The sequence below is a fragment of the Pseudomonas sp. PDM22 genome (genome assembly GCF_014851965.1).
In the GTDB taxonomy this organism is placed as follows: Bacteria; Pseudomonadota; Gammaproteobacteria; order Pseudomonadales; family Pseudomonadaceae; genus Pseudomonas.
In genome coordinates, this window is record NZ_JACVAR010000001.1 from 959,464 (window position 1) to 979,273 (window position 19,810).

At 66.0% G+C, this 19,810-nt stretch carries 23 protein-coding genes; 12 read left to right on the forward strand and 11 right to left on the reverse strand.

The window, feature by feature from the left end; genetic code table 11:
- The first annotated feature begins 107 nt into the window (after positions 1–107).
- A complete protein-coding gene (locus tag IB255_RS04650; RefSeq protein WP_081516246.1) occupies positions 108–1,004 on the forward strand; it encodes a LysR family transcriptional regulator in 897 nt (298 codons plus the stop codon).
- Positions 1,005–1,204: 200 nt separating this feature from the next.
- On the opposite strand, the gene IB255_RS04655 is transcribed toward IB255_RS04650, so the two are convergent.
- Together IB255_RS04655 and IB255_RS04660 are read right to left on the reverse strand one after the other, a co-directional pair.
- Positions 1,205–1,675, reverse strand: coding sequence for a cupin domain-containing protein (locus IB255_RS04655; RefSeq protein WP_081516247.1), 471 nt, complete (start codon positions 1,673–1,675; stop codon positions 1,205–1,207).
- Positions 1,675–2,130, reverse strand: coding sequence for a flavodoxin (locus IB255_RS04660; protein WP_081516248.1), 456 nt, complete (start codon positions 2,128–2,130; stop codon positions 1,675–1,677). Before IB255_RS04660 ends, IB255_RS04655 begins: the two co-directional genes overlap by 1 nt.
- Before the next feature lie 144 nt (positions 2,131–2,274).
- Here IB255_RS04660 and folM point away from each other — a divergent pair, with 144 nt between their 5' ends.
- From folM to IB255_RS04685, 5 genes are all read left to right on the forward strand, one after another.
- A complete protein-coding gene (folM, locus tag IB255_RS04665; protein WP_081516249.1) occupies positions 2,275–3,000 on the forward strand; it encodes a dihydromonapterin reductase in 726 nt (241 codons plus the stop codon).
- A gap of 32 nt (positions 3,001–3,032) precedes the next feature.
- On the forward strand, positions 3,033–3,593 hold the full coding sequence (gene folE / locus IB255_RS04670) for a GTP cyclohydrolase I FolE (RefSeq protein ID WP_081516250.1): 561 nt from the start codon (positions 3,033–3,035) through the stop codon (positions 3,591–3,593).
- A 1-nt stretch (position 3,594) separates the two neighbouring features.
- The gene (folX, locus tag IB255_RS04675) at positions 3,595–3,966 is read left to right on the forward strand and encodes a dihydroneopterin triphosphate 2'-epimerase (RefSeq protein WP_081516251.1); all 372 of its coding nucleotides are present in this window, start codon (positions 3,595–3,597) and stop codon (positions 3,964–3,966) included.
- 125 nt (positions 3,967–4,091) lie between these two features.
- Positions 4,092–4,403 carry a DUF1244 domain-containing protein gene (locus IB255_RS04680; protein ID WP_081516252.1) on the forward strand — a complete coding sequence of 104 codons (312 nt, stop codon included), beginning with the start codon at positions 4,092–4,094 and terminating at the stop codon, positions 4,401–4,403.
- Positions 4,404–4,415: 12 nt separating this feature from the next.
- Positions 4,416–4,754: a HopJ type III effector protein gene (locus tag IB255_RS04685; protein WP_081516253.1), complete on the forward strand. Its 339-nt coding sequence runs from the start codon at positions 4,416–4,418 to the stop codon at positions 4,752–4,754.
- A 155-nt stretch (positions 4,755–4,909) separates the two neighbouring features.
- Here IB255_RS04685 and IB255_RS04690 read toward each other — a convergent pair whose 3' ends face one another.
- Positions 4,910–5,386 (reverse strand): Bro-N domain-containing protein, encoded by a 477-nt coding sequence (locus tag IB255_RS04690; RefSeq protein ID WP_081516254.1) that lies wholly within the window; start codon positions 5,384–5,386, stop codon positions 4,910–4,912.
- A gap of 1,005 nt (positions 5,387–6,391) precedes the next feature.
- A complete protein-coding gene (gene trxB, locus IB255_RS04695; RefSeq protein WP_081516255.1) occupies positions 6,392–7,336 on the reverse strand; it encodes a thioredoxin-disulfide reductase in 945 nt (314 codons plus the stop codon).
- Between the two features lie 420 nt (positions 7,337–7,756).
- On the opposite strand from trxB, the gene IB255_RS04700 reads away from it, so the two are divergent.
- The 3 genes from IB255_RS04700 (at position 7,757) to IB255_RS04710 (ending at position 11,806) form a co-directional block, all read left to right on the forward strand.
- Positions 7,757–9,688, forward strand: coding sequence for a diguanylate cyclase domain-containing protein (locus IB255_RS04700; protein WP_151188230.1), 1,932 nt, complete (start codon positions 7,757–7,759; stop codon positions 9,686–9,688).
- Between the two features lie 97 nt (positions 9,689–9,785).
- Positions 9,786–10,526 carry a sulfate transporter CysZ gene (gene cysZ, locus IB255_RS04705; RefSeq protein ID WP_081516257.1) on the forward strand — a complete coding sequence of 247 codons (741 nt, stop codon included), beginning with the start codon at positions 9,786–9,788 and terminating at the stop codon, positions 10,524–10,526.
- Positions 10,527–10,609: 83 nt separating this feature from the next.
- Positions 10,610–11,806: a glycosyltransferase family 4 protein gene (locus IB255_RS04710; RefSeq protein ID WP_151188232.1), complete on the forward strand. Its 1,197-nt coding sequence runs from the start codon at positions 10,610–10,612 to the stop codon at positions 11,804–11,806.
- 2 nt (positions 11,807–11,808) lie between these two features.
- On the opposite strand, the gene IB255_RS04715 is transcribed toward IB255_RS04710, so the two are convergent.
- From IB255_RS04715 to IB255_RS04730, 4 genes are all read right to left on the reverse strand, one after another.
- A complete protein-coding gene (locus IB255_RS04715; RefSeq protein ID WP_081516259.1) occupies positions 11,809–12,768 on the reverse strand; it encodes a DegV family protein in 960 nt (319 codons plus the stop codon).
- A gap of 244 nt (positions 12,769–13,012) precedes the next feature.
- On the reverse strand, positions 13,013–14,125 hold the full coding sequence (locus IB255_RS04720; RefSeq protein ID WP_081516260.1) for an NADH:flavin oxidoreductase: 1,113 nt from the start codon (positions 14,123–14,125) through the stop codon (positions 13,013–13,015).
- Positions 14,126–14,194: 69 nt separating this feature from the next.
- The gene (locus tag IB255_RS04725) at positions 14,195–14,785 is read right to left on the reverse strand and encodes a TetR/AcrR family transcriptional regulator (protein WP_081516261.1); all 591 of its coding nucleotides are present in this window, start codon (positions 14,783–14,785) and stop codon (positions 14,195–14,197) included.
- 74 nt (positions 14,786–14,859) lie between these two features.
- Positions 14,860–15,750, reverse strand: a complete 891-nt coding sequence (locus tag IB255_RS04730; RefSeq protein ID WP_192209833.1) for a LysR substrate-binding domain-containing protein — start codon at positions 15,748–15,750, stop codon at positions 14,860–14,862.
- Between the two features lie 107 nt (positions 15,751–15,857).
- On the opposite strand from IB255_RS04730, the gene IB255_RS04735 reads away from it, so the two are divergent.
- The gene (locus IB255_RS04735) at positions 15,858–16,265 is read left to right on the forward strand and encodes a tautomerase family protein (RefSeq protein WP_081516263.1); all 408 of its coding nucleotides are present in this window, start codon (positions 15,858–15,860) and stop codon (positions 16,263–16,265) included.
- Here IB255_RS04735 and IB255_RS04740 read toward each other — a convergent pair.
- The 3 genes from IB255_RS04740 to IB255_RS04750 all read right to left on the reverse strand — a co-directional run bounded on the left by IB255_RS04740 (position 16,252) and on the right by IB255_RS04750 (position 18,295).
- Positions 16,252–16,992 (reverse strand): nitroreductase family protein, encoded by a 741-nt coding sequence (locus IB255_RS04740; RefSeq protein ID WP_081516264.1) that lies wholly within the window; start codon positions 16,990–16,992, stop codon positions 16,252–16,254. The two genes, IB255_RS04735 and IB255_RS04740, sit on opposite strands and share 14 nt — an antisense overlap.
- A gap of 112 nt (positions 16,993–17,104) precedes the next feature.
- A complete protein-coding gene (locus IB255_RS04745; RefSeq protein ID WP_081516265.1) occupies positions 17,105–17,590 on the reverse strand; it encodes a glutathione peroxidase in 486 nt (161 codons plus the stop codon).
- Positions 17,591–17,809: 219 nt separating this feature from the next.
- Positions 17,810–18,295, reverse strand: a complete 486-nt coding sequence (locus IB255_RS04750; protein WP_017519102.1) for an FKBP-type peptidyl-prolyl cis-trans isomerase — start codon at positions 18,293–18,295, stop codon at positions 17,810–17,812.
- Here IB255_RS04750 and IB255_RS04755 point away from each other — a divergent pair.
- Both IB255_RS04755 and IB255_RS04760 read left to right on the forward strand, forming a co-directional pair.
- Entirely contained in the window at positions 18,264–18,596 is a 333-nt protein-coding gene (locus IB255_RS04755) for a DUF3565 domain-containing protein (protein ID WP_139791476.1), read from the forward strand. The two genes, IB255_RS04750 and IB255_RS04755, sit on opposite strands and share 32 nt — an antisense overlap.
- Positions 18,597–18,598: 2 nt before the next feature.
- The gene (locus IB255_RS04760; protein WP_081516267.1) at positions 18,599–19,789 is read left to right on the forward strand and encodes an acetate kinase; all 1,191 of its coding nucleotides are present in this window, start codon (positions 18,599–18,601) and stop codon (positions 19,787–19,789) included.
- Positions 19,790–19,810: the final 21 nt, after the last annotated feature.

Below are 19,810 nucleotides of genomic sequence, written 5' to 3' on the forward strand. Positions count from 1 at the left end.
GATCTCGATGCGTTAGGCGGGTGAAGAAATCGGTTGGGAATGGCGCAAAGCCTACTCCCGCACCTATCATCCCCAAAGCGAATAGATCGAATCGGAGCCATTCCAGAATGGAATTCAAGCAACTGCGCACCTTCGCCGAAGTCGTGCGCCACGGTAGTTTCACCCAGGCGGCGGTGTACCTGAACGCCAGTCAGTCGGCGGTGAGCAAGCAGGTCGCACAGCTGGAGCAGAGCCTGCGCGTGCAACTACTGGAGCGCAGCGGCCCGCACATCCGCCTGACCGCAGCAGGCGAAGTGGTGCTGCGCCGCGCCGAGGACATGCTGCGTCTGCGCCGCGAGCTGCATACCGAACTGGACGACCTCACCCAACTGCACCGCGGCGAGCTGCGCCTTGGCCTGCCGCTGCTGGGCGCGGACGCGCTGTTCGCCGGGCGCTTCGCCGAATACCGGCGGCGCTACCCGAACATCGACGTGCACCTGATCGAGGGCGGCAGCAAGACCATGGAAGAGATGGTCCACAGCGGCGAGCTGGAGCTGGGCGGCGGCCTCACGCCGGACGACCCCGGCTTCGACTGGCAGCCCTTCTGCAACGAGCCGTTGGACGTACTGCTGCCCGCCGCCCACCCGCTGGCCGGGCGCGGGAGCCTGGAGCTGGCGGAACTCTCCGATACCCCTTTCCTGCTCTACCAGCAGAGCTTCACCCTCAACGACCGCCTGTTGCGCGCCTGCCGCGAGGCCGGTTTCGAACCGAAGGAAGGCGGCCGCAGCGGCCAGGCGGATTTCCTCGGCGCGCTGGTCGCCGCCGGGCAAGGCGCGGTGCTGCTGCCGCGGGTGGTGGCGAAGGACCTGGAGCGGCCGGGGCTGGTGCGCGTGCTGCTGAGTCAGCCGGACCTGCGCTGGGACATCAGCTTCATCTGGCGGCGCGACGCCTACCTGTCGAATGCCGCGAAGGCCTGGCTGGCGTTGATGGTGGAGATGCCGCTGCATCCAGAGGGTTCTGAGTGAGCCGGGGTTCGCGAGCAATGGCCAGGCGCCCCCCCTCGGTCCTACGAAAAGCCGTGGGCCACCTCGTCGCCTACCCCCGCGTGCTCCGGTAGGGCGCATAACGCGCCAGCGTTATCCGCCGCAGGGCTGTCGGCGGATAACCCGTTCCGGGTTATGCGCCCTACATTCTGCGTCCGCGGGGTTCTGAGGGAAGCCTTTCATCAGAGCAGATCGGCGAATTCGTCCGCCAGCCGCGGCCACTTCCGCTGCGCTTCACCGTCATCCGCCAGCAGCTTGAAACCAGCGAACTCGAAGGCCGGCGACACGCTGCAACCCACCAGCACGTAATCCCCCAGGCAACGCGCGGCCTGCCAGGCATGGGCGGGCACGGCGCGTTGTGGCAGGCTGCCCTCGCCCACCGGGCCGAGGGTTTCGCGGCGCACCTCGGCATCCGGCCGCTCGGCGACCAGCAACTCCAGCGCGCTGCCCTCGTGAAAGTGCCAGAGCTCGTCGGCATCCACACAATGCCAGCGGCTGACGGTGCCGGCGGGCAGGAGGAAGAGGATGGCCGACGACTGTGGCCGGCCATCGGCGCCCACCAGGCCCGATTCGAACACCCGGCGATAGAAGCCGCCCTCGGGGTGCGAGGCGAGCTGCAGGGTGTCGATCAGGTAGCGGGCGCGGGGATGCATCAGGCCTTCAGCGCGGCGATGAAATCGGCCAGCCACGGTTCGGAGTCGGTCTCCTGGTCCACCGTCTCGCTGCCGTCCAGGCGCAGCATCGGCACCACTTCCTGCACGCCCAGCTCGGCGTACAGCTCACGCACCTGCTCGCCGCCGCCGCAATAGGTATCGCCGTAGCTGGAATCGCCCAGCGCCAGCACGGCGCCCGGACGACCGCGCCACTCGCCCGGCAGGCGGTCGCGGATGGCGTGGAACAGCGGCTGGAAGCTGTCCGGCAGGTCGCCCATGCCGGTGGTGGCGGTCACCACCAGGAAGGCCTCGGGAGCGAACTCGAGCATGGCGTCCAGGGTGGCGCGCGGGTCATACCAGGCCTCGAAGCCGGCGGCTTCGAGCAGGCGCTTGGCGTGGCGCGCGACTTCTTCGGCGGTGCCGTAGACCGAACCGGACACGATGGCGACTTTCATGTTCACTCCCACAAGGCAAGACAAGGCCGCCCATTATGCCCCATCCGTGCCGCACCGCGCCGGGGCTGGTATAGTTTTGCCCTACCCGGCCGCTAGGACATTGTCCGCCGCGGCGCTCCCTGAAGTGGATTTCGCGAGGCGCGCATGGGCCAGACCCCAGCCCCCATCCTGATCACCGGCGCCAGCCAGCGCATCGGTCTGCATTGCGCGAAACGCCTGATGCTCGAAGGCCAGCCGGTCATCGTGACCTATCGCCAGGACAAGCCCGGCATCGCCGAGCTGCGCGAACTGGGCGCCACCTGCCTGCACGCCGAACTGGCCGATGAAGCCGGCATCCTCGCTTTCATCGACGAGTTGAAGTCCCGCACCGACCGGCTGCGCGCGATCATCCACAACGCCTCGGCGTGGATTGGCGACACCCCCGGCGAGGAAGCCCAGGCCTTCGAATCGCTGTTCCGCCTGCACATGCTCGCGCCCTACCTGATCAACCTGCGCTGCGCGCCCCTGCTCGAGCGCGACGCCGCCGAGCGCGGCGCCCCGGCGGATATCATCCACCTCTCCGACGACGTCGCCCGCAAGGGCAGCGCCAACCGCATCGCCTACTGCGCCAGCAAGGCCGGCCTGGACAACCTCACCCTGTCCTTCGCCGCGAGCCTCGCGCCGCGCATCAAGGTCAACGGCATCGCGCCGGCACTGATCCTGTTCAACGAAGGCGACGACGACGCCTACCGCGCCCGCACCCTGGCGAAATCCGCCATGGGCATCGAGCCCGGCCCGGACGTGATCTACCAGAGCGTGCGCTACCTGCTCGACAGCCCTTACGTGACCGGCACTACCCTGACCGTCAACGGCGGCCGGCACCTCAAATGACCCGCCCGGCGCGGGCGCGAGGAACTCCCACCATGATCGAAGACCTGTCTCACCACTACCGTGAGATTCTCCAGGGGATCGGCGAAGACCCGACCCGCGAAGGCCTGCTGGACACCCCCAAGCGCGCGGCCAAGGCCATGCAGTACCTCTGCCACGGCTACGGGCAGACGCTGGACGAGATCGTCAACGGCGCGCTGTTCGCCTCGGACAATGACGAAATGGTGATCGTGAAGGACATCGAGCTCTACTCGCTGTGCGAACATCACCTGCTGCCCTTCATCGGCAAGGCCCATGTGGCGTACATTCCCACCGGCAAGGTGCTGGGCCTGTCGAAGGTCGCGCGCATCGTCGACATGTTCGCGCGGCGCCTGCAGATCCAGGAAAGCCTGACCCGGCAGATCGCCGAGGCGGTCCAGCAGGTCACCAGCGCCGCCGGCGTGGCGGTGGTGATCGAGGCGCAGCACATGTGCATGATGATGCGCGGGGTGGAGAAGCAGAACTCGGTGATGAACACCTCGGTGATGCTTGGCGCCTTCCGCGCGTCCACCAATACCCGCCAGGAATTCCTGCAACTGATCGGACGGAGCAAGTGAAATGACGCAATTGCAGCCGGGCATGGCGCGAATCCGGGTCAAGGACCTGCGCGTGCGCACCTACATCGGCATCAAGGAAGAGGAAATCCTCAACAAGCAGGATGTGCTGATCAACCTCACCATCCTCTACCCTGCCGGTGATGCGGTGCAGGTCAACGACATCGACCACGCGCTGAACTACCGCACCATCACCAAGGCGATCATTGCCCACGTCGAGGAAAACCGCTTCGCCCTGCTCGAGCGCCTGACCCAGGAACTGCTCGACCTGGTGATGGCCAACCCGGCGGTGCACTACGCCGAGGTGGAAGTGGACAAGCCCCACGCGCTGCGCTTCGCCGAGTCGGTATCGATCGCCCTGGCCGCCCAGCGCTGAGCCACGCTCTGCACTTGCACGCGCGTGCCAGTCGGCCAACGGGCGTTGCTGGCAGATCGCCCGCCTCTTAGAATCTCGCCAGCCCCGCCATGCGCCTCCGATGCGCCTTAGTTGAGAGACCTGCCATGACCGAGCCGATGAACCTGACCGACGAGCAGCGCACCGAACTCGAAGCCGCTGCGTTCCGCACCCTGGTGCAGCACCTGCGTACCCGCAAGGACGTGCAGAACATCGATCTGATGAATCTTGCCGGGTTCTGCCGCAACTGCCTGTCCAAGTGGTACAAGGCGGCGGCGGACGACATGGGCCTGCCGGTCAGCCCGGATCAGGCCCGCGAAGAGATCTACGGCATGCCTTACGCCGAATGGAAGGCCAAGTACCAGACGGAAGCCTCGCCCGAGCAACAGGCGGCCTTCGACCACGCGAAGAAACACTAAGAGTTTGCCTTGATGACCCTCACTGACTTCCGCTCGCGCCTGCGCAGCGAACAGCACCTGTTCACCGATACCCTGGCGTACATCGCCGAGCACTACAGCTACACCCCCAGCGCCTTCACCAACGGCAGCGTGGAAAACCCCGCCGGGCAGAACGAAGGCTCCTGCAAGACCCTGGGTTTCGCGATCCTCGAAGGCCTGAGCCAGGAAGAGTCGCTGCTGGCATTCGGCGAGCACTACCGCGCCGTGCGCGAGCACCCCGAAGGCACCGACCACGCCAACATCCGTGCGCTGCAGACCACTGGCCTGGCCGGCGTCAACTTCGAGCGCCAGCCGCTGTCGCGCCGCGGCTGAGGTTATCCTGTTCGATGAAAAAGCCCCGCTGATGCGGGGCTTTTTCATTTCGCGCGCCGCGCTCCTACCACGAGCCGCACACCTCGCCGTAGGGCGCATAACCCGGAACGGGTTATCCGCCGACTTGGCGGATAACGCCTGCGGCGTTATGCGCCCTACACGCTGCCCGGACCCTCTGGGTGTTCCAGCCGGCCTATCGCCGGCAGATCATCGAACGGCACCCACAACCGCCCATGCCACTCCAGCACACCCAAGTGCTGGTCGGCCCAGCTCAGCTGCCGTTCCCTCGGTAGCAACGCCGGATGCTCTGCGCTACGCAACGCCGGCACCACCTGACGATTGAGCCAGTGGCGGATGCTGCGGTTCTCCGGATGGAAGTGGAAGATCAGCGCGGCATAGGCACCGGACTCGCTGACCAGCAGGGCCTTTTCGTAGTCGCCACAGCTGTCGCGTATCCAGCAGGTCTGCAACTGATCGGCATCCAGGCTGTTGTGCAGGCGCTCGTCCAGCGGGCGGTTGATCAGCCGCCCCAGATCGCTGACGCAGAACCAGGGCTCGTTGTCGAGCAGGAAGGCGCGCAACTGGCGGCGGTGACGGATGAAGGTGGTGGGGATAAGGATTTCGTTATCCATGGCGAGCCTCCGAATAGCAGAGGTCTGGCTCGATAGCGAAAAAGGCCATTTGAAGCATGGTGAGTCTCCAAGTAACTGTTCATTTGTGCCCTCTGTTCAGTAAGGGCGATCGGGTACCTGAACACCGTACTTGGAACGGCCCGCAGCTTTCCCCTTTCGGGTCTTGTATGACTGCGCGTTACCCGACCATAGCAAAGCTATGGATCAGCAAAGACCGCAAATCTGTCGGGAGCGGCGCGCCGCCAAGTTCAGTGTGTTCAGCACCGAACGCAAAGGTACTGAGTCGACTTGGCCGCCGTTAGCCCTCCCGAGGCGGTTTGCGATGATACGGAAACATCACACACAAGATTGCGGCATCAGTTCATAGGAATGCGAATCGGACGCCAGCAGAAGCCCTTCCAAGCGCTTCCCGGTATCTGTAGGAACGAGCTTGCTCGCGAACCCGCAAGGCACGGTGCCAAGCGGTTCGCGAGCAAGCTCGCTCCTACGAAGAGCATCCGCGCCGATTTCTTGGGCTTTTGACTTGGCCCTGAAGGCTTCCAGAGGAATATCCGTGCACTCCGAACGCCCCGTTCAGGAGGCCTCGTTGAATTGGAGTTTCAGGGGTTGAGCGACATGGATGTCGCGAGAGCGGCGATGGGCCAGGGATGGCCCTTCGACGCGTGCCCCTGAAACTTCAATTCAACGAGGGAATTTTTCGCCCCAAGCGAAAAACCGGATGTCCGGGGCAAGACCTTTTGGTTCCTTTTGGGGCGTTTGCCAAAAGGGACTCGCCCGAGGGGGCGAAACAGGAAGCCCGCGCGCACGCCGAAGCGGCGCTGGAACACCGAGATCAAAGCGGACAAGCAATAACGTAGGGCGCATAACCCGGCACGGGTTATCCGCCGATACCACGACGGCGGATAACGCTGACGCGTTATGCGCCCTACGAAGACGCCTTGCCGAGCGGACAAGAAAAAGGCCCCGCAAGCGGGGCCCCTTCCTGCACGCCGGCTCTTCGGGCCGTTACAGGGAATCCAGGTAACGCTCCACATCCAGCGCCGCCATGCAGCCGGCGCCGGCGGAGGTGATCGCCTGGCGGTAGACGTGGTCGGCCACGTCGCCGGCGGCAAAGACACCGGGAATACTGGTCGCGGTGGCGTTGCCATCGCGGCTGCCGCTCACCACCAGGTAGCCATCCTTCAGCGCAAGCTGGCCTTCGAACAGCGAGGTGTTGGGCGTGTGGCCGATGGCGACGAACAGGCCATCCACCTTCAGTTCGGAAACCTCGCCGTCGTTGTGGCGCAGGCGCACACCGGTAACGCCCATGTCGTCGCCCAGCACTTCCTCCACCTGGGCATTCAGGCGCAGTTCGATCTTGCCTTCGGCGATGCGCGCACGCAGCTTGTCCTGCAGGATATTCTCGGCGCGGAAGTTTTCGCGGCGGTGCACCAGGGTCACCTTGCTGGCGATGTTGGCCAGGTACAGCGCCTCTTCCACGGCAGTGTTGCCGCCGCCGACCACCGCCACTTCGCGGTTGCGGTAGAAGAAACCGTCGCAGGTGGCGCAGGCGGACACACCCTTGCCCATGAAGCTCTCTTCCGACGGCAGCCCCAGATAACGCGCGCTGGCGCCGGTGGCGATGATCAGTGCATCGGCGGTGTAGGTACCGCTGTCGCCCTTGAGCACGAACGGCTTGCCGGCCAGGTCCACGCCGTGGATGTGATCGAAGACGATCTCGGTCTCGAAGCGCTCGGCGTGCTCCTGCATGCGCTGCATCAACGCCGGGCCGGTCAGGCCATGGGGGTCGCCCGGCCAGTTGTCGACCTCGGTGGTGGTGGTCAGCTGGCCGCCGGCCTGCATACCGGTGATCAGCAGCGGCTTGAGGTTGGCACGGGCGGCATAGACCGCGGCGCTGTAGCCGGCGGGCCCGGAACCCAGAATGATGACGCGCGCATGACGATCGGACATGACAGCCTCCAGTGCACAGGTGAATGAGTCGGGCAAAGAAAAGGGAGCTGCCAAAGCACCAGGGGGAAGGTTGGGAGGGCGGCAGCTCCACGTAAAAGTTTCTTGCGCGAACCGCATGGCCCGGAGACCGTGGGCAATGCGGTGTGACCCAAGTCACAATTCGCATTGTCCTGCAGAACGCTGGGAATCCCTTGAGATAAGTCAGGGATTTCCGCAGTCGCGCCGGACTCCTTGAGATAAGTCAGGGAGCTGCGGAACGACCCTCGAACTTGTTCGATAGCAGATGGCGCGCAGCTTACCGCCGCCGCTGCGTCCTGCTGAAATGTCCAATATCAATGCCCTTCATAGGCTGCCCCTATGCAGCGGGCACCCATTGCCTGGATGGCTAGACTCAAGAAACCAAAGGTCACCCGTATCACCATGAACCTTCGCGCCCGCCTGCTATGGCTGTGCCTGCCCCTGTTCATCGCGAGCCTTGCCGGGGTCTGGCTGCTGTCGGACATGATCCTGCTCGACCGCTTCGACCGCGGGGACCGCCAGCGCCTGGCCGACGAGGTGCGCATCGTCCACAACCGCATCGCCTACGAGAAGCAGCGCAACCTCGATATCGTCCACAGCTATGCCTGGTGGGACGCCAGCTACCAGTTCATGCGCCTGCCGCAGACGCGCTTCGTCGAGGACAACCTGGACCAGGACTTGCTCGGCATCCTCGGCTTCGACTACGTGCTCTACGTCGACCGCGACGGGCGCATTCTCGCCCAGCAGTGGAAGCTCGACGAACTGGCCCAGCGTTTCCCCGGCCAGCAGGTGCCGGCCCCCGCCCAGTTGCGCCAGGGCATTCTCAGCACCGCGCTGCGCCTGGGCGCGCTGGACATCGACGGCGACCCACGTCACAGCCTCGACCAGTTGCTGCAGGTCGAGGGCATCCCGCAGCTGTTGCTCAGCTACCCGATCAGCAATACCTCCGGCACCGCCGAGCCGGCGGGCGCGGTCATCGCCGGTGTGCTGCTCGACAATGCACGCATGTCCAACCTGCAGACCCAGATGGGCGCGACCCTGCGCCTGGTGCAGGACGAGGTGAAAGGCAACGACTGGCGCACCCTGAACATCCCTACCGGGCGCGGCGCCACCCTGCTCAGCCCGCGGCGCCTGCTGGACGAGAACAGCCAGCAGATGTCGCTGCTCTACCTCGACTCCCACGGCAAGCCGCAACTGCGCCTGGAGCTCACCAGCCCGCGACCGCTTTACCAGCAGGGCCAACAGTCCGTGCGGCTGTTCCTCTACCTGACGCTGGCACTGCTCGGCGGCGCCATCCTGCTGGCCTACGTGGCGCTGGAGTTCCGCATCATCCGCCGCGTCACCAGCATGAACCGCGAGGTCGCGGTCATCGGCCAGGACGACACGCCCTCGCGCCTGAGCCCCCAGGGCACGGACGAACTGGGCCAACTGGCGAACGAGATGAACCGCACCCTCGACCGCCTGGAACAGAGTGAGGCGCGCGACCGGGCGATCCTCGACGCGATCCGCGACGGTTACTTCGAAATGGACACCAAGGGCATCATTCGCACCCTCAACCCGGCGCTGTGCCGGATGCTCGGCTACAACGCCGAGCAACTGAGCGGCCAGCACTTCAGCATCCTGCTGCAGGAGCAGGACCTGCTCCGCGCTCGCAGCCTCTACCAGCAAGCCCGCGACGACGAGCAGGAAACCACCTTCTCCGCGCCCTTCAAGCGCCGCGACGGCCGCCTGGTCAGCTGCGAGACGCGGCTCTCGGCAATCCGTGACGGCCAGGGCGAATTCCAGGGATTCCGCGGCATCCTGCGCGACATCAGCGACCAGGTGGCCTACCAGAAGCAACTCATCGACCTGGCCTACCGCGACACCCTCACCGAGCTGGGCAACCGCAAGGCGTTCAACGAACAGTTGCAGCAGGCCGTGGTGCACAGCAACCGGGTCGCGCTGCTGTACATCGACCTGGACCGCTTCAAGCAGGTCAATGACCGCTTCGGCCACGCCCTCGGCGATGCCCTGCTCAGCACGGTCGGTGAGCGCATGCGCGGCAGCCTGCGCCAGCCGGACCAGGCCTTCCGCCTGGGCGGCGACGAATTCGCCGTGCTGCTGGAGAACGCCGAGCCGGATCAGGCCGAAGCCCTGGGCTTGCGCCTGCTGGCGGTGCTCGGCGCCGAGTACCACCTGGGCGGCCAGGTGATCGACTTCGTCACGCCCAGCATCGGCATCGCCTTCTACCCGCAGGATGCCGGCGACGCCGACGCCCTCACCCGCGCCGCCGACATCGCCATGTACCAGGCCAAGCAGGAACGCAACCGCTGCTATCGCTACACGGCAGCCTGAGCGCCGGCCCGCGAACACATACCCGGCAAAACAGACGGCTCGCCGGCCGTTCGCCGGGTCTGCTAAGGTCGCCTACGGTTCAACCCTGGAGAATCCGATGTCCACCCTGAGCGGCCCGCAATACCTCAGCGAAGGCCTGAAACTGATGATGCGCCCCGGCCTGCGACTGTTCGTCCTGCTGCCCCTGAGCATCAACATCCTGCTGTTCGTCGGCCTGATCGGCTTCGCCATCAACCAGTTCAGCCACTGGGTCGATTGGCTGATGCCCAGCCTGCCGGACTGGCTCAGCTTCCTGCAGTTCATCCTCTGGCCGCTGTTCGTGGCACTGGTGCTGCTGATCGTGTTCTTCACCTTCACCATGATCGCCAACATCATCGCCGCGCCGTTCAATGGCTTCCTCGCGGAGAAGGTCGAGGTGGTGGTGCGTGGCACCGATGACTTTCCCGAATTCAGCTGGGGCGAGCTGATGGCCATGGTGCCGCGCACCATCGGCCGCGAGCTGCGCAAGCTCGGCTACTTCCTGCCGCGCGCCATCGCGCTGTTCATCCTCAGCCTGATCCCCGGCCTGAACCTGATTGCCGCACCGCTGTGGCTGATTTTCGGCGTTTGGATGATGGCCGTGCAGTACATCGACTACCCGGCGGACAACCACAAGCTGGGCTGGAACGAGATGCTCGCCTGGCTGCGCAGCAAGCGCTGGGCGTGCATGGGCTTTGGCGGCATCACCTACCTGGCGCTGCTGATCCCGGTGGTCAACCTGGTCGCCATGCCCGCCGCCGTGGCCGGCGCCGTGCTGTTCTGGGTGCGCGAGGGCGGGGACAAGGCGCTGGTGAAGTAATCACCGACGCCGCCCGAGCCGCTGTCACCTATCGATCATCGCTCTGTCATCGGCGCGCCACCGCGCGCCGGGACACTGCAAGCATGACCACGACTCCCCTGCGCATCGCGCTGATCAGCGAAACCTTTCCGCCGGAAATCAACGGCGTTGCCAACACCCTTGGCCGGTTGGCCTCGGGGCTGTTGCGCCTCGGACACCAGATCCAGGTCGTGCGCCCGCGCCAGCAGGGCGACGAAGGCCGTCACAGCGATGGCGAACTCGTGCTCACCCGTGGTTGGCCGCTGCCCGGCTACCCCGGCCTGCAATGGGGCCAGTCGTGCCTGCACAAGCTGCTGCGCCACTGGAACAGCACCCGCCCGGACGTGCTCTACATCGCCACCGAAGGCCCGCTCGGCCTCGCCGCCCTGCGCGCCGCACGGCGCCTGCGGATTCCGGTGATCAGCGGCTTCCACACCAATTTCCAGCAGTACAGCGCGCACTACGGCTTCGGCCCGCTGATGCGCCTGGTGACGCTGTACCTGCGCTGGTTCCACAATCGCACCCAGCAGACCCTGGTGCCCAGCGCCAGCCAGTCGGTGGAGTTGCAACGGCGCGGTTTCGAGCGCCTGGCGCAGCTCTCGCGCGGCGTCGACAGCAAACTGTTCAACCCCGCCCGGCGCGACGAAGCGCTGCGCCGCGAATGGGGCCTGGGCGAGCGCGACGTCGCCGTGCTGCACGTCGGCCGGCTGGCGGCGGAGAAGAATCTGTCGCTGCTGGGCAGCAGCTTCCGCGCGCTGTGCGCGGCGCACCCGCAGCTCAAGCTGCGCCTGGTGATAGTCGGCGACGGCCCGCAGCGCACACAGCTGCAGAAGGAGTTGCCCGAAGCGGTGTTCTGCGGCCTGCAACGCGGCGAGGAACTGGCCCGGCACTACGCCAGTGGCGACCTGTTCCTGTTTCCCAGCCTGTCGGAAACCTTCGGCAACGTGGTCCTGGAAGCCTTGGCTTCAGGGCTGGGTGTGGTGGCTTTCGACCAGGCAGCCGCCGGCCAGCACATTCGCCACGGGCACAACGGCGTGCTCGGCGTGCCGGGGGAAGAGCAGAGCTTTTTCGAAGCCGCGAGCTGGTTGCTGGGCGACCCGGAGCGCCTGCGCCGGGTGCGCCTCAACGCGCGCCACCACGCCATCCATCAGGCGTGGGACACGGTGGTCGAGCGTTTCGAGGGCTATCTGCAGGCAGCCTGCCGCACAGCCTTGCCGGGGAAGAACCCCGGCGGCCTGGGGCACCCTGAAATCCACAAATAGGATCAGGTGAAGGGCTTGGGCTCGGCGGCGAAGGACAGGCTCATGGCGCCCGCGCCGAGGTTGATGCCACCCGTGGGGCTGAGCATCGCCAGGTGTACCTGGATGCCTTTTGCCTCGCAGGCATCCTCCAGCGCCGCGAATCCGGGCAGGTCGCGCAGGGCGGAAGGGTCGCCGGCGTAGCTCAGGCACATCTGCGGCGCCAGCAGCTCGCCCGCCTCGACCCGCGCACGGGCGAAGTTGAGCAGGCGCTCGGCGGACTTCTCGTAGTTCGGCGACACCGATACCGGCTTGTCCTCGCCCTGTACCAGGCTCAGCACCGGTTTCATGTCGAGCATCGAGCCCAGGCCGAGGAAGGCACCGCGCAGGCGGTCGCCGATGCTGCTGCGGTCGCCCTTCTGGAAGCCCCGGCGGCGGATGTGCCCCAGGTCGCTGGCGACCAGGAAGGTGTTCATCTGCTGGCTGAGCTGCTCCAGGCGGGTGCGCACGGCGTTGGGGTGCTGGTCTTCGCCGAGCAGGCGCACGCCTTCGGCAGCCAGCACGGCAAGGCCGGCGAACACGGTCTGACTGTCGATCACCCGCAACGCGAACGGCCCGGCGATGCCGGCGGCGGCGCGGCGTTCCTTGTAGCTCTGCAGCAGGCTGAAGGAGGCCTGGGTGGCGTGCTCGAAGATCGGGCTGCGCTGGCTGGTCACGGTCAGGCAGATCACGTAGTCGAAGTCGGTGACCAACTGCTCCAGGAACCAGTCGTGGGTCTGCGCCGGCGTCAGCGGTTCGCTGCCGTCCTCCGGGCCAACCTTGGGCAGGTCCTGGGAATAGAATTTGAGGGTGGTGTCGGGATCGCGGTCATCGACGATGCGCCGCTCGCCCACACGGATACCGATGGGCAGTACGCGAATGTTGTTGGCAGCAAGGAATTCCGGGGGAAGGTCACAGGTTGCATCGACCACCAAGCCGATCCGCATGTCTTACTCCTATGGCCGTATCCCGGCCTATTTTTGTGTGAACGCCGTCATACTCTGCCCGTTTCGGACTGGGAAGTCAGCATGCGGAAAGGTGGGTCTCGGAAAAGATTTGTAAACGCCTAGGACGGTGCTTTCAGACCATTCAGGCTATCAATACCACGCCATAACCGAGACACTCCTGCGAAAAGCAAAAAGCCCCTGGCACCGAAGGCGCCAGGGGCTTTTCATTTCAACGAAGCGCCGATCAGGCCAGCGACATCAGCGCATCGCGGCTGAAGGGCTTGATGTCCTCCAGGCGGCCGTCACGCACTTTCACTGCCCAGTCCGGATCGACCAGCAGGGCGCGGCCGACGGCTACCAGGTCGAACTCTTCCTTGTTCAGGCGCTCCAGCAGCCCGTCGATACCCGACGGCTGCGCGACTTCCTCGGTGTTGCCGAAGAAGGCGAGGAACTCGCTGCCATCCAGGCCGACGTTGCCGACGGTGATGGTCGGCTTGCCGGTGAGCTGGCGGGTCCAGCCGGCCAGATTGAGGTCGGAGCCTTCGAATTCCGGAATCCAGAAGCGGCGGGTGGAGCAGTGGAAGATGTCCACGCCGGCATCCGACAGCGGCTTGAGGAAGGCTTCCAGCTCTTCGGCGGTCTGCACCAGGCGGGCGCTGTAGTCCTGCTGCTTCCACTGGGAGAAGCGGAAGATGATCGGGTAGTCGGGGCCGACGGCCGCGCGCACGGCCTGGATCAGCTCGATGGCGAAGCGCGAACGGTTGGCCAGGCTGCCACCGTATTCGTCGGTGCGCTTGTTGCTGCCGTCCCAGAAGAACTGGTCGATCAGGTAGCCGTGGGCGCCGTGGATTTCCACGCCGTCCATGCCGATGGCCTTCGCGTCGACGGCGGCCTGGGCGAAGGCGGCGATGACGTCCTGGATGTCCTGCCTGGTCATCTCATGGACCAGCACAGTGCCGTCCTTTTCCTTGCCGCTGGGGCCGTAACCCGGAACGCTGGCGTCCGGCTCGGTACCCAGGCGGCGCACGGCGCCGACGTGCCACAGTTGCGGGACGATCTTGCCGCCTTCGGCATGCACGGCGTCGACCACCTGCTTCCAGCCGGCCAGGGCGTCTTCACCGTAGAAGCGCGGTACGTTCGGGTAACCGTTGGCGGCCTTGTGGTTGACCGTGGTGCCTTCGGTGACGATCAGGCCGACGCCGGCAGCCGCGCGGCGACGGTAGTACTCGACCACCTGGGCATGGGGTACGCCGCCCGGGGTGAAGTTGCGGGTCATCGGCGCCATCACGATGCGCGTGGGCAGTTCCAGGCCGCCCAGGCGGAAGGGCGAGAACAGGGTGTCTACGGATGCGGTCATTGAGGTCTCCATGACGACCAGGCGACCGGTCGTCTCGTTTTTGGAAAGAAAAATGATGACTCAGGCAGATCAGGCCTGAAGCAGGTGCTCCAGGCGTTCGATAAAGCGCTCCACCGGTTTGAGCGAGGCACTGACTTTCATCCGTGCCAGCACGCCCTGCCAGGCGTTGCCGATGAACTCGGCGAGGGATTCGGCGTCTTCCGCTGCCGGCAGCTCACCAGCGCGCTGGGCGTCGATCAGGCAGCCACGCAAGGTGTCGATGGACTGCTGGAGGATGCCGTCGACCCGCTCGGCGATGGCCGGCGACAGTTCGGCCATCTCGAAGCTCAGGCTGCCGATGAAGCAGTGGTATTCGAGCTTCTCCTGGCGGGCGAAATGCGCCAGCAGTTCGCGGTAATAGGTGAGGATGCGCGCACGCGGGCCCAGTGCCGGGTTGCCCAGCGCCTCGGCGTAGCGGGCCAGGCGCGGTGCGTACAGGTGCTCCAGGGCCTGCAGGGCGAAGTCTTCCTTGCTCTCGAAGTAGTGATAGAAGGAGCCCTTGGGGATGCCGGCGGCCTGGACGATGTCCTGTACGCCGGTGCCGTGGTAGCCGCTGCGGGTCATCGCCAGGGAGCCCTTGGCGAGGATCAGGTCGCGTTTGTCGAGTCGGATGCTGTTCATGGGCGCAAGAATATGACCGGTCGTCTCGCTTTTTCCAGCACCATTGATCGCAGTGATTTTCCTTCAGAAACGAATCAGCGAATCGCCGGGCTTTCCAGCAGCTCTGCCAAGCCTTCCTGCAACAGTTCGCGCAGGCGCTCCACCACTGCTTCCGGCTCGGCTTCGCTGCGGTGCAGGCACAGGCCCAGCGGCGCCATCAACGGCAGGCCGGCGCGCTCGGCGTCCAGCCGTTCGACGCTGGCCGGCAGGCCGATCGGTGTGCGCAGGCCGACGCCCAGCCCGGCGCCGACTCCCGCCCAGATGCCGGACAACCCGGCACTGGTGAATGCCACGCGCCAGGGGATACCGGCGCGATCCAGCGCCGCCGTTGCCGCGCTGCGCAGCAGGCACGGCGCCTCCAGCATCACCAGTGGCAAGGGTTCCGCGCCGGGAGATGGGAGTGCGTCCGGCGCACCGATCCAGCATTGCGTCACGGCGCCGATGCGCTCCATGTGCGGCGTGCGTTCGCCGGTTTCCCAGGCCAGCGCCAGGTCCAATTCACCGTTGCGCACACCTTCGATGAGTTGCTGATTGCGTGCCGTGCGTACCTCGATGCGCACCTTGGGGTGGGCGCGGGCGAAGCGCGCCAGCACGGCGGGCAGCAGGGTTTCACCGAAGTCTTCCTGCAGACCAAGGCGCACCCGGCCTTCCAGCGAGCCACCGCGCAAGGCGCCGGCGGCTTCGTCGTTCAACTCCAGCAGCCGGCGGGCGTAGGCCAGCAGCGTCTCGCCCGCCTCGGTCAGCGCCATGCCGCGCCCCTCACGGCGCAGCACCGGAGTGCCGGCCTGCTCTTCCAGCTTCTTCAGCTGCGCGCTGACGGCGGAAGTGGAACGCCCCAGGCGATCCGCCGCGCGGGCGAAGCTGCCCAGCTCGATGCCGGTGACGAAGGTGCGCAGCACGTCGAGGTCGAAGTTGATGCGGGCCATGGCAACCATCCTGATTATTCGAACTATCGGTCAAATATTTCCCGATTTTCCGAATCAACTTGCCGGGCTAGCCTGAACTCGTCAATCACTCACCGAGGAACGGCGCCATGCCTACCGTCCGCATCTCCCTGCTCAAGGGCAAGCAGCCCGACTACCTGCGCGAACTCGCCGACACCGTCTACGACGCCATGCACGAGGCCTTCAACGTACCGGAAGGCGACCAGTTCGTGATGATCCACCAGCACGAGGCGGAAGAATTCGTCTTCAACCGCCACTATCTGGGCGGGCCGCGCAGCGACGACTTCGTGCTGATCGCCATCACCATCGGCCGGCCACGGGACTCGCAGACCCGGCAGGCGTTCTACCGGCGGCTGAACGCGTTGCTGGGCGAGCGACTGGGCATAGCCAGCGAGGACGTGATGGTGCAGATCACCAACAGCGACGCGGACGACTGGTCCTTCGGCGGCGGGCGCATGGGTGTGCTGACGCGTCCCGATGCAGTCAGTGCCAGCTGACGCGCTGCTCCAGCGGAAAACGCAGGCGCGGGTTGTAGACACCGTTGTCGGCAGCCCGCCCGGCGGCCAGCAGCATGATCGGCACCGCGCCACGGGGAATCTGCAGCACCTTGCGCAGCCGCACCTCGTCGAAGCCTTCCATGGGGCAGGTGGCGTAGCCGTGGCTCTGCAGGGCGAGCATCAGGTTCTGCGCCGCCAGCGCGGTGGACTTCACCGCCCACAGGCGCATCTCGGCGTGGCTGTTGGGCTGACGCATCAGCGCACGGCGGCGGCCGACCACCGCATACAGCGCGCGCTTGAACAGCCCGCGCAGGCCGAACGCGCCCTGGTTGTACTGAAAGGGCGCGGTGCGCTGATAGAAGTCGCGCACCTTCTCCGGCACCTGCGGCTCGGGCCACTGGTCGAGGACGGCCGCGCAGGACTCGCGCCAGGTATCCGGCCGCGCCAGCACGGCAATCAGCACCGGCGCCGTGCGCGCCGCATTCTGCCCCAGGCACACTGGCGCCAGCTGGCGGCGCAGTTCGGCGTCACGGATCACCTGGAAGCTCCACGGCTGCAGGTTGCAGGCGTTGGGCGCCAGCACTGCCTGCTCCAGGCAGTCGCGCAGCACGGCATCCGGCACCGGCTCATCGAGGAATCGCCGCACCGCGCGGCGCTGTTCGATCAGGGCGCGCAAGGCATCGGGGGTGGCGGGCAGACAGGCGGACTCAGCGGCGAAACGGCTCATGGCGGGCTCCGGAAGCAGGTCGCCCGATTAAGCCGTCACCCCTGGCGTGGAGCAAGACGAAAGGGAGAAATGCCGGCGGGATTGGCGCTTGCGCCCTCTCCCGCCGGGAGGATCAGGCGCCCAGCGCCTTCTCGATGGCCTGGATCAGCGCCGGATCATCCGGCGTGGTGCGCGGGCTGAAGCGGGCCAGCACGCGGCCATCCGGGCCGAGGAGGAACTTCTCGAAGTTCCAGGTGATGTCGCCGGGGAACTCGGCGCCCTCGCCCGCCAGCAGGCGGTACAGCGGGTGGCGCTCTGAGCCGTTGACCTCGAGCTTGCCCGACATCGGGAAGCTCACCCCGTAGTTCAGCGAGCAGAACGACTGGATCTCGGATTCGCTGCCCGGCTCCTGCCCGGCGAACTGGTTGCACGGCAGGCCCAGTACCACGAAACCCTGATCCTTGTATTGCTGGTAGAGCTGCTCCAGACCGGTGTACTGCGGAGTCAGGCCGCATTTCGAGGCGACGTTGACCACCAGCACGACCTTGCCCTTGAGCGGGGCCAGCGGCAGATCCTGGCCGTCGAGACCATGCAGCGTCAGATCGTGAAAAGCGCTCATTGCTTGCTCCTTGAAGAGGTAGGCACAAAGTGCCCGCGCAGGGAGCGGACAACGCGTCCGTCGTGCTGCGCAATCCCAGTCGATACGGGAAAAATGCCCTGGCATTCTTTGCAGTTACAGCGACTTGCATGAGAAAGGCGCCCGAAGGCGCCTTTCACGATTGAGCGTAGCAGCTCAATGATGGCTTCACCCGGTCGGGGGCCGACCGGATGACAGCAATCAGTGGTGGTGACCACCTTCGCCATGGACGTGGCCATGGGCAACCTCTTCGGCGGAAGCGTCGCGGATGTCGACCACTTTCACCTTGAAGTTCAGGCGCTGGCCAGCCAGCGGGTGGTTGCCGTCGACGATCACGTCATCGCCTTCGATGTCACGGATGGTGACGATCTGCATGCCGCCGTCCGGAGCGGAGGCGTGGAACTGCATGCCGACTTCCAGCTCGTCCACGCCTTCGAACATTTCGCGGGTCAGGGTGGCAACCAGCTCGGCGCTGTACTCGCCGTAGGCATCGGCCGGCTCGACGGTCACGTCCAGCTCGTCACCGACCTGCTTGCCTTCCAGGGCCTTTTCCAGGCCGCCGATGATGTTGTGGGCACCGTGCAGGTAGACCAGCGGAGCGCCGCCGGCGGAGCTGTCGATGACCTCACCCGCGTCGTTGGTCAGGGTATAGTCGATGGAAACCGCCTTGTTGGCCGCGATCTGCATGGTTCGAAACCTATCTGATATAGAAGTTGAGCGCGTAAGTTTACGCGGCGACGCCCCCGAATGCGACCCGAAGACGGACGGACGGGATCACGCGGCCCCGCCGCGCCTGCTTGACTTTCATCAGGACGAAGACGGCCACTGGGTGGCAGTCTTGTCCTGCGGTCACACCCAGCACCTGCGCCACCAGCCACCCTGGCAGTCGCGGCCCTGGGTGCTGGACCCGCAGCAGCGCATGGCGCAGATCGGCCGCTGGTTCCCCTGCGGCTGGTGCGCCAAGGATTCCGACAGCAACAAGGAGTAGGCATGCCGGCTCGCAATATCCTGGTGATCAACTGCGGTAGTTCGTCGATCAAGTTCGCTCTGGTTCGAGAGGGACGCGACGATTTCATCCTCCACGGCCTGGCCGAACGCCTCGGCGCCAACGGCGCCAGCCTGCGCTGGCAGGGCGAGACCGACGAGCAGCCGCAGACCCTGGAGCTGCCAGGCGCCGACCACAAGGCCGCCCTCGCCCGCCTGCTGCCGCTGGTGGCCCAGGCCGCCCAGGGCGAGCTGCACGCCATCGGCCACCGCGTGGTGCACGGCGGCGAGCGCTTCACCCAGGCCTCGCGCCTGACCGAAGAAGTGCTCAGCGCCATCCGCGAGACCTCGCCCCTGGCGCCGCTGCACAACCCGGCGAACCTGGTGGGCATCGACGCCGCCATGGCGCTCTACCCGGACCTGCCGCACATCGCGGTGTTCGACACCGCCTTCCACCAGAGCCTGCCCGAGCGCGCCTACCGCTACGCCATCCCCGAGCCGCTGTACCGCGAGCAGCACGTACGCCGCTACGGCTTCCACGGCACCAGCCACCGCTACGTCAGCCACAAGGCCGCGGAAATGAGCGGGCTGGCCGTGGGCGACAGCTACTGGCTGTCCGCGCACCTGGGCAACGGCAGCTCCACCTGCGCCATCGCCAACGGCCAGAGCCGCGACACCAGCATGGGCCTGACCCCGCTGGAAGGGCTGATGATGGGCACCCGCTCCGGCGACGTCGACCCGAACCTGCACAGCCACCTGGCGCGCACCCTGGGCTGGAGCCTGGAGAAGATCGACCACATGCTCAACCACGACAGCGGCCTGCTCGGCCTGTCGGGGCTGTCCAACGACATGCGCACCCTGGAGAACGCCCGCGAGCAGGGCCACGCCAATGCGGCGCTGGCCATCGAAGTATTCTGTTACCGATTGGCCAAGTCCCTGGCCTCGCTGACCTGTGCGCTGCCGCGCCTGGACGGCATCATCTTCACCGGTGGCATCGGCGAGAACTCCGCGCTGGTGCGCAACCTCACGGTCAAGCACCTGCACGTGCTCAATCTCGAACTCGACGGCGAAGCCAACGCCCGCTGCGTGCGCGGCGTCGGCGGGCCGATCCACCTGCCCGGCCACCCCCGCGTGCTGGTGATCCCCACCAACGAGGAAAAGCAGATCGCACTCGACACCCTGGCAGTGCTCGACTGAAGATTCATCGGTTGTGCCCCA